The sequence below is a fragment of the Arthrobacter sp. zg-Y20 genome (genome assembly GCF_030142075.1).
Lineage (GTDB): Bacteria > Actinomycetota > Actinomycetes > Actinomycetales > Micrococcaceae > Arthrobacter_B.
The window spans coordinates 713,667-726,569 of record NZ_CP126241.1 but is presented as its reverse complement, the minus strand read 5'-3'; the positions used below and the strand labels follow the sequence as shown (position 1 = coordinate 726,569).

Below are 12,903 nucleotides of genomic sequence, written 5' to 3'. Positions count from 1 at the left end.
ACCTTCCGTACAGCTGATGCGGCCACACGGAGAGGCCGTTGCGCCTTCTGTACAGCTGATGCGGTTCACAGGCCCGCCAGGCCGCATTGCCTGTACAGGAGGCGGGCCGCCCGGAGTCAGGACTCGCAGCCCACGCCGTCGCCGTCGCGGTCGAACTTCGGGTCCCAGCCGGCCTCTCCCACCCGGATGGGTGCCGCGCCGGCGGCCCGGACCGCCGCGCAGTTGGCGTACCCGGTGCCGGGCCCTGCCGCCGGGGCCGCAGGCGCCGGAGCTGCGGGAGCGGCGGCCTCGTCTGCGGCCGAACCAGCCCCAGCTCCGGTGGACACCGCAGCGGTGCCGGCCCGCACCGGCACCGGCTCCTCCGGGCAGCCGGAGAGGACGGTGGCGATGGCATCGTGCTCGGCCTGGGTCATCCACAGCCGGTATTCGGCCTTGACCGCCGTCTGGCGTGCCACGTATTCGCAGCGGAAGGCGTTGTTGGCGGGCAGCCAGGTGGCGGCGTCGCCGTCGGACTTGGCGCCGTTGGCCGGGCCGTCTGCCGCCATCAGGTTCAGCGGATCATTGGCCAGCATTCGGCGTTCCTCGGCGGAAAGCTGCTGGGCACCCTTCTGCCAGGCATCGGACAACGCCACCACATGGTCAATCTGCACCGCGGTGCTGGTGGTGTTGCCTCGGACAAAGCTGATGGTGGCGCCGGTGTACGGATCCTGGAACGTGCCCGAGGCGACCACGCATTCCTGCGTACCGTCCCTGTAAACCACGTCCACCAGGTCGCGGGCAAGGATGTCGTTGCGGGTATCGCAGCCGTTGTGGTCCACGTCTGCCCAGGCCGGGCCGAACTGCTCGCGGTCATACCCGGTCTTCGGGGCGCGGCCCTTGATGGGGATTCCGGCGAGCTGTTCCAGCGCTGTTCCGGCGGCAACCACGGAATCGGACGCGGCGGGCGGCGCGGCGGGCTCCGCAGGGGCCGGGACGCCGGAAGCGGTGTCAGTGGCCGTGGCAGTTGCTGCCGAAGGCGAGGCACCTGGACCGGCATCCGCGGCTGGGGTGCAGCCGGCGGCGCCGAGCAGGACCGCGGGCAGGGCAAGAAGGGACAGGACTTTGGTGCGTAGTGAAGTCATCGCCCTCCATTATCGGCGCCGGCCTCCCGGCATCGGCTCAGGCGCGCCGCACGCCGAACCGCGCCTGAGCCGCGCAGGAGGCGCGCAGGAGGCGCGCAGCGGGGTGCCGGAACCCTCTTCCAATATGCCCGCGGGTACGCGTAGTTTCGGAAGGACCGAACCCGCAGGGCAGAGGTCACCCGCAGGGCACATGTCATGGGAGATGTCGTGGCAACCAATAAGAACGGCACCAAAGAAGTTAAGGAACTGGCCGAGCAGCTGGCCGAACGGGATGGCCGCAGCTTGGGCGCGGCCGAGGGCAACGGCCAGCGGGTGGCCGTCACGGAGGACTACGCCCAGGAACTGGACGAGCTCCAGGAGCTGAACAGCAAGGCCAAGAAGCTCAAGATCAAGGTTGATGAGAACGCCTGGCGGCAGAACTACCCCTACGACACCAAGCTCAGCCGGCGGACCTATGACCGGCAGAAGCGGCTGCTGCAGATAGAGCTTTTGAAAATGCAGCTTTGGGTCAAAGAGAGCGGGCAGAAAATGCTCCTCATCTTTGAAGGGCGCGACGCCGCCGGGAAGGGCGGCGCGATCAAACGGTTCAATGAACACATGAATCCCCGCGGCGCCCGCGTGGTGGCCCTGGAAAAGCCCACTTCCGAAGAAGTCACCCAGTGGTACTTCCAGCGGTATGTCCGCACCCTGCCCAGCGGCGGGGAGATAGTGATGATGGACCGCTCCTGGTACAACCGCGCCGGGGTGGAACGCGTGATGGGTTACTGCACGCCGGCGCAGTATCTGGAGTTCATGCGCGAAGTCCCCGAACTGGAACGCATGCTGGTCAATTCCGGCACACTGGTGCACAAACTGTGGTTTTCGGTGGGCCGGGCCGAGCAGGTTGCCCGGTTCGCTGCCCGGGAAACCGACCCGGTGAAACAGTGGAAGCTCTCCCCCACCGACCTGGCGAGCCTGGACAAGTGGGACGCCTACACGCAGGCCAAGGAAGCCATGTTCTTTTACACCGACACCGGAGACGCCCCGTGGACGGTGATCAAGTCGAATGACAAAAAGCGTGCCCGGCTGGAGGCCATGCGCCATGTGCTGAACACGGTGGATTATCCGAACAAGGACAAGACCGTGGCGCATGCTCCGGATGCGCTCATAGTGGGTCGCGCCTCCAGCCACTTCGAGGAGGACGAGGAGCCGCACGGCAGCTTCCCGGTGGTCCGGCCGCAGGGCAACGCTGCAGCCGGAGCCTGACCCGGCCTGACCCGGCCCGCTAGGGACGCACCGCGTTGGACACCAGCCAGCTGTCCAGGTCCAGGGCACCGCGGGCAAGGGTGTTGGTGGCTTCGAAGTCCCCCTGGTAGGCCGGCAGCTGCCCGAACCAGCGGAACATTGCCTGCGAGTCTGCTTGTCCCGCCAGGGTTTCCAATGGCAGGGCCTCATAACGGCCGGGCATTCCGGCAGCGGCACCCAGGACGCTGGCGATTTCGGTGCCGGTCAGTTCATCTCCGGCAACCCCCACCGCACCGCCGGGAATGTCCGCCGGATCCAGCAGTGCCGCCGCCGCAACCCGGCCGACGTCGCGTACCGCCACCATCTGCAGCGGGATCCCGTCCGGCAACGGCATCCGCAGGACGGTTTCGGCGTCCTCGACGGCAGCGAGGTAGGGCAGGTTCTCCATAAAAAAGACCGGCCGGACCACAGTGAGGCCAATCGGCAGCCCTTGCAGGTACTGCTCGGCGTCGTATTTGCTGTCGAAATGCGGGACACCGCTGTTCCGCTCGGCACCGTCCACCGAACTGAAGACCAGGCGCCCGACGCCGGCCTCCACCGCGGCGTCGCCGAGCGCCTTGGCCATGGGCGCTTCCCCGGCCGGACCGTCCGGGGTATTCATGGTGGTCATGAACCAGAGCGCGTCCAGCCCGTCCATCGCCGGGCCGAGTGTCTCCGGCCGGTCGAGGTCCGCGAGGACCACTTCGGCGCCGCGGGCCGCCAGGTCCCCGGCCTGTTCAGACTCCGGCCGCCGCACCAGGGCCCGCACCCGGACACCCTGCTCCAACAGGGCCTGCGCAGTGGCGGACCCCTGCTTGCCGGTGGCGGCGAAAACGCCGTACAGCTCAGAATTGTCAGTGGACATTGGAATGACTCCTTTTTCGAGCTGGGTTTGTTCCGGTCACGCTATGGCTGCGGCCGTAAATACTCAACGGTTTTACGCCGCCCGCTGAGTGGGAATAAACGGGTGGCTACCGGCAGGTTATGGAGGGCGATTTCCGGCGGCCATCCGGAGGCCGCGCGCGCCGCCATGGACCAGATCATGCGCCGCCATGGAGGAAGCGGGCAGTGTATGGACGGACGAACCGCGGGATTTTACGCCGCTGCCCTAGGATGATCCGGTGATAGCACATGAGGTTGGACAGGGCAGGCCGCTGGTACTAGTACACGGGTTCGAGCTGGACCACCGCAGCATGCTGCCCCTCGAAGCCTCGCTGGCCGGCAGCTCGTGGCGGCGTATCTACCTAGACCTGCCGTGGACCGAACAGGCGGTTCCGGGATCTGCCGCCAGTGCCCAGGACGTGGCCGACGGCGTCGTAAATGAACTTCGGCACCGCCTGGGAGAGGAGCCGTTCGCGATCATCGGGCATTCATTCGGCGGCATGATCGCCCGCCATGTGGCGCACACGATGCGCAGCCAGGTGCTCGGGCTGGCCACCCTCGGGGCGGTGTTCACAGCCGATCACAGCAAGCGGGTGCTCCCGGAACGCGCCGTTATCCGTGCAGATGTTCCGGAGCATGCAGTCGACGACGATTTCCGGGACGTAGCGGTGACCCAGACTCCGGGCACCCTTGCCGCCTTCAACGAGTTTGTCCTTCCCGGCCTTCGCGGCACGAATCAGCAGATGACGGAGCGGATTGCCGCGGACTACGCGCTGCGCCGGGAACCGGAGGCTGCGTATCCGGAACCGTTCGAGGCGCCGTCGCTGCATATCTTCGGGCGGCAGGACCACGTGACCGGGTATGAGGACGGTCTGGCGCTGCGGGACCACTATGTGCGCGGCACGTTCGCAGTGCTCGACGCCGCGGGGCATCACGTGTACATGGAGCGTCCCGCAGTGGTTGCGGCGCTCGTGGACGACTGGCTGGCCAGCATCCCTGCGCCGTCGCCCGCTCTCCTCCGCTAGCCGCTACCCGGCGGCGGATGCCCGGTATTCCTGCTCCAGCATGCCCAGCAGCACCTGGTCGTGGAACGCTCCGCGGTGGAACACGGCAGCACGGCGGCGGCCTTCTTCGACAAACCCCAGTGATGTGTAGAGGTGCAGCGCCCGCTCGTTATAGGACCAGGTCTGCAGTTCCGCCTTATGCGCTCCCATTTCCTCGAACACAATCCTTAGGCCCAGCTGCATCGCTTCCCGGCCCATCCCCTGGTTCTGGAATTCCGGACCGATGATGATCGCCATGGTGGCAATCCGCTCGGGAACGGAGATGCCCCAGACGCTGAGGTGCCCCACCAGCCGTTCGGCGGGGTTCACGATGCTGTAGCCGAATCCCGAGGGTGAATCGTTTTTGCTCCAGGTCCGGAACATGGCCGCCGCCGACTCCTCCGGCCGTGCGGCCACCCGGTTCTGCTGCAGGACGGACTGGGAGGGGTCATTCCACCACTCGGCCAGGTGCGGCAGGTCCGGCTCGCGCAGCTCGCGGAAGCGGACCCGTTCGCCGGCGAGCAGTGCGGCGGACCAGTTCTGCAGATCACTGATGTTGTTCACGCGGCGATACTATCCCGGGCAGCAGAGGTTCCGGCGCACCGGTGCTGGTCGGGGAAGACAGCGGACGGGTAACCTGACCCCGCAGGACCTGACCGATGGGCGCAGCGAACCGCTGCAGAGAGGTCGCCGACCATGGAAAGCACCCAAACCCAGCGTCCAACCGTCGCGGAACGTGCGGCAGCAGGCAAGGACCACCGAAGGACGGTCCCCGTCTCAACGCATCAGGGGTGGGGTCCCGCTTCCGGCCGCCCGGACCCCGTGGCGCTCATCGAAGCACAAAACCGCACCCGTGACCCCGATCTGGTGCCGGTGCGGCACGGCCGGATGCTTGCCTCGCCGTTCACCTTCTACCGCGGCGCGGCCAAGGTCATGGCCGCCGATCTCAAGGACATGCCGCGGGCGGGCCTGACGGTCCAGTTGTGCGGGGACGCGCACCTGTCCAACTTCGGGGTCTTCGCCTCCCCCGAGCGGGCGTTGGTGTTCGACCTGAACGACTTCGACGAGACACTTCCGGGGCCGTTCGAGTATGACGTCCTGCGGATGGCCGCGAGTTTCACCATCGCAGCCCAAAACAACGGGTTCTCCGCAGAAGACGCCCGCACGGTGACCCGTGCAGCGGTCCGGTCCTACCGGGAAGCAATGCGGGACTTCGCCCAAATGGACACGATGGATATCTGGTACGCGCATCTTGCTGAAAAGGACATTTTGGAAACGATCCGGCAGGCGGCGGGTGCCGGCAAGGGCAAGGCGCATAAGAAGGCCGCCAAACACGCCCGAAAAACGGCGGAAGAGACCATTCGGAAGGCCCGGTCCCGGGACAGCCTGCAGGCACAGTCGAAGCTGGCTGAAGAGGTGGACGGGACGTACCGGATTCTCAGCCAGCCGCCGGTTGTCGTTCCCCTTCGGGAGCTCGAAGTTTCCTGGGGTTTGACTGCGGAGGAAATGGAAACCGCCATCCGGGACCAGCTGCGGTCCTACCGGGCGAGTTTGCAGGAGGATCGGCGCCGGCTCCTCGAGCGCTTCGAGGTGGTCGACGTCGCCCGCAAGGCAGTGGGGGTGGGCAGCGTGGGCACGCGGGGCTTCATCGTGTTGCTGCAGGGCCGCGATTCGGGTGATCCACTGTTTCTCCAGGTCAAGGAAGCCACCCGGTCCGTTCTGGAAGACCATCTGCCCAAAAGCAAGTACCGGCAGCCCGGTGCCCGGGTGGTGCAGGGCCAGCGCATGATGCAGGCGGCCAGCGATATTTTCCTGGGCTGGACCCGGGGCGTGCAGGACAACCGCTACCTCTACTGGCGCCAGTTGAGGGATATGAAGGGTTCGATAGTTGTCGAGGCGATGAAGCCTTTCGGCATGGAGCTTTACGCCCGCACCTGCGGCTGGACCCTGGCCCGGGCGCATGCCAGGTCCGGGGATCCCATCGCGATTGCCGCTTACCTGGGCAAAAGCGAAAAGTTCGACGACGCCGTCACCGATTTCTGCGCACGGTACGCCGCCCAAAATGAACAGGACTACTCCGCCTTCGCCTCCGCCGTGCAATCCGGGCGGCTCCGAGCGGTGGAAGGGGTCTAGCCGTGCCCGGGGAACACCGAACCGCCGGCCCAGCGCCAGCACAATGGCCAGCACCTGGACAGGGGCGGCATCCGTGGATGGGAACTTCGATACGGATCCTGCCGCTGTTTCGAATGTTGTTCTAGAAGTTGACGCGGGATATTGGACCTCGTGCGGATCTGGCAGCCTGACTTGGCGTCGTTTTCGACGTCCACCGGAATTCCGGAACTAGGCACGGCGGCATCGCAATTTGCGGAGCCATAGCGGCAATAAATCACATCTGTCCTCCATAAGATCGCACGGCGTCCGGCCCGACGACGGCGGTTACTGTGCCTGCCGGGCCGCGCGTGGGAGCGTGGACTCCATGTTCGTGCTGGGAGCGGCGGTCGCCGTCGTGGTGGGAACCGTGGTGGGCCTGGTCGGTGCCGGCGGGGCCATCATCGCTGTTCCGGCACTGGTCTATCTGGTGGGCCTGCCGCCCGACGACGCCGTGCCCACCTCCCTGATTGTGGTGGGCCTGTCCTCGCTGGCCGGGCTGCTGCCGCGTCTGCACACCGGGATCAACTGGATCCTGGTGGCCGTACTCGGCATTGCAGGTTTTCCGGCGTCCTGGGCCGGTGCTGCGTTGAGCGAACGGCTGGACCCCGATGCGCTGATGCTGCTGTTTGCGGCCCTCATGGTGGTGGCGGGGATCAGGATGCTGCTGGCCGGGCGGAGGATTCCCGGTGCCCGGCCAGCCGCCATACCGGTCCGGGGTCCGCTGCTCCGCGGAGTGGCAGTGGGGCTGGCCGTCGGCTTCCTCACCGGCCTGCTCGGGGTAGGCGGCGGGTTCCTGCTCATTCCGGCGCTGCCCATGTTCTTGGGGGTTCCGCTGCAGCAGGCCGTGGGAACGTCGCTGGCGGTAATCACCATTAATTCCGCCTCGGGGTTTTCCGCGCATCTGGCCGGCCTGGGCATGGACTGGACGCTGACCCTGGCCTTCGCGGCAGTGGCGGTGGCAGCCTCACTGGCAGCAGCACGGCTGTCCCGCCGGCTGGATGACCGGTTGGTGAGCAGGATCTTCGCCCTGCTGGTCTTGCTCGTTGCCGCCTGGGTGACGGTCCAGAGCTTGCCCGCCGTCGTCGGGCAGGCTGCCCCGCCGGAGGCCGGAGCCTACGAAGGCCAGGTCCGGCTGGCGGCGCCGGCGGAGTTCACGGCCAATGTTTACGCCTTTGTTCAGGGCGCGTGTGCAGCCCGGTAACGCTGCCCTTCCGGCCCCTCCGTCAGCTCTCGCTGCGGCGCAGCGAGAGCATCACATTGCGCAGCTGCATTTCCTTCGCTGTGCCCACTTCCTCCGGATCCACGGTGCCGGTGAACCCTACCGCCCCCAGACCGCCGATCTCGGCGGCCGTGTACAAGGGACAAATGTTCGGATGCGGCAGCCGGTCCGTCACGGCAAGGCTCAATGCGCCGTTGTCCTGCCGTTGCGTTTCCAGGTACGCCGGTGCAGTCCCAACCCGCTTGGCGACCTTGTTCAGGTGCGGCAAAGCAGTGGTGGCCTCGGGAACCGGTCCGCTGACAAAGTACGGGCAGGCCCCGCCCAATCCGGACATCCCCGTGATGATGCTCGCAGACTCGTCCCCTTCCGCGTCCTTCACAACATATGTGCTGCGCATGGGCCCCGGATCGCCGGGGCCCGGCGCGTACGCAATGCTCCACCCCTCGGGCAGATCCAGTGAGAACGGATCCCCCTCGGCGTCGTACTGCGTCCAGCCGGCAGGGAGCCCCGCCTCCCCGCCGGGGGCCGACGGCGACGGTGCGGTCACTGCCGGCAGCGGGCCCTCGGTGACCGTCAAGGGAATCACGGCAGTACGGGCGTCATAGCTCCCCACGGGATCGATGCCAAAACGCACCAGGACCCCCGCCTCGACAACACCGAGCACCTGCGCGCCGTGACCGCCCAACGCTTCCTTGCCGATCTCGGTACCCGTTTGGGCGTTGACTGCCAGCAACCCCACCGCAGGGTCATCAAATCCGAAAACATACGCACCTTGGAAACCTGCAGCGGTGGAGGGCAGTCCCGGCAGTACCCAGCTCAGCCGGCCTTCGGCGTCATACGCCTGCACTTCTCCGCTGCCGTCGGCGGCGGTAACGCGAAGCAGGACGTGGCCGGCGTCGGCCAGGAGGATCGCCGGTTCACGGCAGTCGGCGCTCAGGCAGTCGTTGAGCACTTTTTGGTACATGGGGCGGGGATCCACCAGGGCTCCACCGTCCGCGGCAGAGAGCCCGTGGGCAGCGGGCTGGTAGGTGGCATATTCGGAGAGGGAGTAGCTGTACCCCAGCAGTACGGATCCGCTGGCCGGAGAAGCTGTTCCGGTGCCCAGGTCAACAGCCTGCATACCTGCTTCAGTGGACACCAGGACGGCCGTGTCCGTGACCGTCAGGTCCAGCACCCGTCCGGTTTCGAGGGTCCACAGGGTGGCTCCATTGAAATCCGTGTGGAGCAGGGCATGGTGAACCCCGTCCCCATAGGCGAGCACAAAGCCCCGGTCGGTTGGTTCCACAGTCGCGATCCGGGCCTCGGCCGGCAGTCCCTGGAGCGGGGCAGGCGGGTTCTTATCCAAGGCCTGGGGGTCCCGGTACTGCTCAAACCCGTGGATTCCCCCAAAGAGGAGGGAATCAGCCCCAGTGCCGTCCAGGCCGTAGCTGTAGCAAAGCACCCTGAGGTTGACGGCCACGGCACACTGCTGGGTGTTTCCGGCGCCTGCCATGGTTCCGAGGTCCCCGCCGATGGCAGCGTCCACGCCGCCGAACTCCGCTTTTACCGGGCCGGTGGCGGGTTGTGGCGTGGACGAGGATGTTGCCGCCGGAGCCTGGCTTGCCGGGTCCTCGGCTACTTCTGCCGAGCAGGCGCTGGCCGCTACCACGACGGCGGCCGCAAGGAAGGCAAAGCGAAGGTTCTTGATTAGTCCAGCCACAACACTGTCCCCCGTCAGATGTTTTGCACGCAGATCACGCCATTGTGACCCGCGTTACCAATATCGTAGGCACGACACCCCGGAAGGCTCCAAACCGGCCTGCGGGGCCGGCCGCGCAAACCGTCGGCGCTGCGTGAGACGATAAAACCATGCCCGAAACCCTCCCGCTCGTCGACGTCACCGACGTCATCCGCGTGGTTGGCGGCTCGGCGTTCCAGCGCGGCCAGACCTACGCCAGGAGCGGCGCCGTGCAGGCCCTGGAATGGGATGCCCAGGGCGAAGTGCTGCGCGCGCAGGTACGCGGCACCGCCGCGGTTCCCTACCGGACCCTGTTGCAGCTCGGCGCCAAGCGCCAAGGCGATTACCGGCTGCTGGACAACCACTGCAGCTGCCCGCTGGGCTTTGACTGCAAGCATGTGGCGGCAGCAGCCCTGCAAAGCAATATGGACCATCTGCTAGCCCGGCAGGAACTATCCTCCCCCGCTCTGACCCCGTCCGTCCCGGCCTGGCAGCAGTCGCTGCAGACCCTCATTGACGCGGACCTGGCCGGAGCAGCACGGCCTGCCGAGACCACTCCGCTGGCACTGCAATTTGAATTGCGCAACGTAGTGGCGGCTGCTGATTCGCGCTGGGGTGCGCCGGCGCCGCGCAGCCGGCACCGGGCCACTCCCTTCCGCCTCGGGGTCCGGCCGGTTGTGCGCAATACCAAGGGCAACTGGGTCAAGAACAACCTGGCCTGGAGCAACATCAGCTATCAGACTTACGGCCTGCGGCTGGACCCGGACCAGCACCGCTGGTTCTCCCAGTTCCCGGCCCTGCACCGCTCCAACGGCGTGAGCTACTTCGGGCAGAACGACTCCTGGCTGTACCTGGACGACTTCGCCAATCCCCTGCTCTGGCAGCTTCTGGAGGAAGCTTCACGGCTGGGGATCCCGTTTGTGGGCAGCAAGAAAGACATGGACATCCGGGTGGGCAAACTGGCCGTACTGTCTCTGGACGTCCGTGCGGCCGGCGGCGATACACCGGCTCCGCTGCGGCTGCTGCCCACCCTGGAAATCGACGGCACTCCGGTTCCCCTGGAAGCCGCCGGCATCATCGGCAGCCACGGCATCTACGTCCGATCCGCGCAGAACACCGTCACGCTGGCGCCCACCGCCAAAACCCTGACCGAACAGGACAAGGGCCTGCTCCTGCAGGGTGCTCCCGTCACGGTTCCCAAAGCCGACGCACCGGTATTTTTGGAGAAGTTCTATCCGCGGCTGCGGCAGGTCCTGCCCGTCACCAGCAGCGACGAGTCCGTGGAGTTCCCGGAAATATCTCCGCCGGTGCTGGTCCTGTCGGCGTCATTCGGCGCCGACGATGAACTGGTGCTGGGCTGGGAGTGGGAATACCGGCACGGCAGCACCGTGACCCGGCTGCCGCTCACCGGCAAAGCCGCAGCGGCGGACGACGCCGACACCACCTACCGCGACATCCCCGCCGAAGGTGCGCTGCTGGCAGAAGCCGGCAGCACCATGTCCGCAGTGCCGCGGAACCGCACCCTGCGCGGCATCGAAGCCGCGGAATTCACCGAGCATGTCCTTCCCGACCTGGAAAAGGTCGAGGGCCTGCGGGTGGACGTCTTCGGCGAACGCCCGGACTACCGGGAATTGCTCGAAGCACCCAAGCTGAAAATCACCACCGTGGAAACTGAACGCCGGGACTGGTTCGACCTGGCCGTGATGGTCACTGTGGAAGGCCGGCTGGTGCCGTTCGCGGATATCTTCAAGGCCATCGCGCAGGGCAAAACCAAGCTCCTGCTGGTGGACCGCACCTACCTGTCCCTGGACCGCCCAGAGTTCGAGCACCTGCATGCCCTGATCAACGAGGCGCAGGGACTGCAGGAATGGGACACCGGGGAACTGGGGATCAGCCGCTACCAGGCCGGGCTGTGGGCGGAGCTGGAAGAGCTCGCGGAAGAAACCGAGGAAGCCGCAGCTTGGCGGGAATCGGTGTCCGCCCTGCTGGACCTGAAGAGCGTGGACCCGGTGCCGCTGCCGGCGGGGCTGCAGGCGGACCTGCGCCCGTACCAGCATGAAGGATTCAACTGGCTCGCGTTCCTCTGGGACCACGGCCTGGGCGGCATCCTCGCCGACGACATGGGCCTGGGCAAAACCCTGCAGACCCTGGCCCTGCTGGCCCACGCCCGGGAAAAGCAATCCCGGGAGCAGGAGGACCGGCAGCCGGTCCGTCCGTTCCTGGTGGTTGCCCCCACCTCGGTGGTGCCCAACTGGGCATCCGAAGCGGCGCGGTTCACGCCGGGCCTGAAGGTAGTCACCGTGGGCGACACCACTGCCAAGTCCAAGGTGCCGCTGGCCGAGGTGGTGGCGGGCGCCGACGTCGTCATCACCTCCTATGCCGTGTTCCGGCTGGACTTCGCCGCCTATCGGAAGACCGAATGGGACGGGCTGATCCTGGATGAGGCGCAGTTCGTGAAGAACCGCGTAACCCGCGTGCACCAGTGTGCCCGGGACCTGCCGGCGCCGTTCAAGCTGGCCATCACCGGCACGCCCATGGAAAACAACCTGATGGAACTGTGGGGACTGTTCGCCATTGTGGCCCCGGGCCTGTTCCCGTCCGCGCGCAAGTTCGCGGATGAATACCAGCGGCCCATCGAGCGCGGTGACAGCCCCGACCTGCTGGCCCGGCTGCGCAGCCGGATCCGGCCGCTGCTGATGCGCCGTACCAAGGAAGCAGTCGCCAAGGACCTGCCCGAGAAGCAGGAACAGGTCCTGGAAGTGGAACTGCACCCCAAACACCGGAAGATCTACGAGACGCATCTGCAGCGCGAACGCCAGAAACTCATGGGGCTGATCCAGGACATGGACCGGAACCGGATGATCGTTTTCCGCTCCCTGACCCTGCTGCGCATGCTGAGCCTGGATGCCTCCCTGGTGGAGGAGGAATACGAGGGCATCCCGTCAGCCAAACTGGATGTGCTGTTCGAGCAGCTCAACGACATTACCGCTGAAGGCCACCGTGCGCTGATCTTCAGCCAGTTCACCTCCTTCTTGAAGAAGGCAGCGGAACGGCTGGGTGAGGCAGGCATTAAATACGCCTATCTGGACGGCTCCACCCGCAACCGTGCCGACGTGATTGCCTCCTTCAAGGAGGGCGAGGCACCTGTGTTCCTGATCAGCCTCAAGGCAGGCGGGTTCGGCCTGAACCTGACCGAGGCGGACTACGTTTTCCTGCTCGATCCCTGGTGGAATCCTGCAGCCGAGTCCCAGGCCGTGGACCGCACCCACCGGATCGGGCAGAAAAACAATGTCATGGTCTACCGGATGGTCGCCCGGGACACCATCGAGGAGAAGGTGATGGCGCTGAAGGAGCAGAAGGCGAAGCTGTTCACCTCGGTGATGGACGACGACGCCGTTTTCAGTTCAGCGCTCACAGCCGAGGACATCCGGGCTCTGCTGCAATAGGTGCTGCGGTCCCCGGCCGCCCCATGTCCTTCCCGGGACGGGCATTGATTTGTACAGTGGA

The 12,903-nt window shown here is 66.3% G+C and carries 9 protein-coding genes; 5 read left to right on the top strand and 4 right to left on the bottom strand.

What is annotated here, in order from left to right; genetic code table 11:
• Positions 1-116: 116 nt before the first annotated feature.
• Complete coding sequence (locus QNO06_RS03550; RefSeq protein ID WP_227913451.1) at positions 117-1,121, bottom strand: GmrSD restriction endonuclease domain-containing protein; 1,005 nt, start codon at positions 1,119-1,121, stop codon at positions 117-119.
• Between the two features lie 282 nt (positions 1,122-1,403).
• Between QNO06_RS03550 and ppk2 the strand changes: the two genes are divergently transcribed.
• A complete protein-coding gene (gene ppk2, locus QNO06_RS03545) occupies positions 1,404-2,366 on the top strand; it encodes a polyphosphate kinase 2 (RefSeq protein WP_227913529.1) in 963 nt (320 codons plus the stop codon).
• A gap of 19 nt (positions 2,367-2,385) precedes the next feature.
• Here the strand turns inward: ppk2 and QNO06_RS03540 are convergent, their stop codons facing one another.
• Positions 2,386-3,249, bottom strand: a complete 864-nt coding sequence (locus QNO06_RS03540) for an NmrA/HSCARG family protein (RefSeq protein ID WP_227913452.1) — start codon at positions 3,247-3,249, stop codon at positions 2,386-2,388.
• 256 nt (positions 3,250-3,505) lie between these two features.
• Here QNO06_RS03540 and QNO06_RS03535 point away from each other — a divergent pair, with 256 nt between their 5' ends.
• Positions 3,506-4,291 carry an alpha/beta fold hydrolase gene (locus QNO06_RS03535; RefSeq protein WP_227913453.1) on the top strand — a complete coding sequence of 262 codons (786 nt, stop codon included), beginning with the start codon at positions 3,506-3,508 and terminating at the stop codon, positions 4,289-4,291.
• A 3-nt stretch (positions 4,292-4,294) separates the two neighbouring features.
• On the opposite strand, the gene QNO06_RS03530 is transcribed toward QNO06_RS03535, so the two are convergent.
• Positions 4,295-4,873, bottom strand: a complete 579-nt coding sequence (locus QNO06_RS03530; protein WP_227913454.1) for a GNAT family N-acetyltransferase — start codon at positions 4,871-4,873, stop codon at positions 4,295-4,297.
• Between the two features lie 132 nt (positions 4,874-5,005).
• Here QNO06_RS03530 and QNO06_RS03525 point away from each other — a divergent pair, with 132 nt between their 5' ends.
• Together QNO06_RS03525 and QNO06_RS03520 are read left to right on the top strand one after the other, a co-directional pair.
• Positions 5,006-6,442, top strand: coding sequence for a DUF2252 domain-containing protein (locus QNO06_RS03525; RefSeq protein ID WP_227913455.1), 1,437 nt, complete (start codon positions 5,006-5,008; stop codon positions 6,440-6,442).
• 343 nt (positions 6,443-6,785) lie between these two features.
• Entirely contained in the window at positions 6,786-7,661 is an 876-nt protein-coding gene (locus QNO06_RS03520) for a sulfite exporter TauE/SafE family protein (RefSeq protein WP_227913530.1), read from the top strand.
• Positions 7,662-7,683: 22 nt separating this feature from the next.
• On the opposite strand, the gene QNO06_RS03515 is transcribed toward QNO06_RS03520, so the two are convergent.
• The gene (locus tag QNO06_RS03515) at positions 7,684-9,378 is read right to left on the bottom strand and encodes a hypothetical protein (RefSeq protein ID WP_227913456.1); all 1,695 of its coding nucleotides are present in this window, start codon (positions 9,376-9,378) and stop codon (positions 7,684-7,686) included.
• 149 nt (positions 9,379-9,527) lie between these two features.
• On the opposite strand from QNO06_RS03515, the gene QNO06_RS03510 reads away from it, so the two are divergent.
• On the top strand, positions 9,528-12,842 hold the full coding sequence (locus tag QNO06_RS03510) for a DEAD/DEAH box helicase (protein ID WP_227913457.1): 3,315 nt from the start codon (positions 9,528-9,530) through the stop codon (positions 12,840-12,842).
• The last annotated feature ends 61 nt before the right edge of the window (positions 12,843-12,903 follow it).

Excerpts from the sequence above, each read along its gene's own strand:
- QNO06_RS03550 (WP_227913451.1), bottom strand. The coding sequence starts at position 1,121 with ATGACTTCACTACGCACCAAAGTCCTGTCCCTTCTTGCCCTGCCCGCG.
- QNO06_RS03540 (WP_227913452.1), bottom strand. The coding sequence starts at position 3,249 with ATGTCCACTGACAATTCTGAGCTGTACGGCGTTTTCGCCGCCACCGGC.
- QNO06_RS03525 (WP_227913455.1), top strand. The coding sequence starts at position 5,006 with ATGGAAAGCACCCAAACCCAGCGTCCAACCGTCGCGGAACGTGCGGCA.
- QNO06_RS03520 (WP_227913530.1), top strand. The coding sequence starts at position 6,786 with ATGTTCGTGCTGGGAGCGGCGGTCGCCGTCGTGGTGGGAACCGTGGTG.
- QNO06_RS03510 (WP_227913457.1), top strand. The coding sequence starts at position 9,528 with ATGCCCGAAACCCTCCCGCTCGTCGACGTCACCGACGTCATCCGCGTG.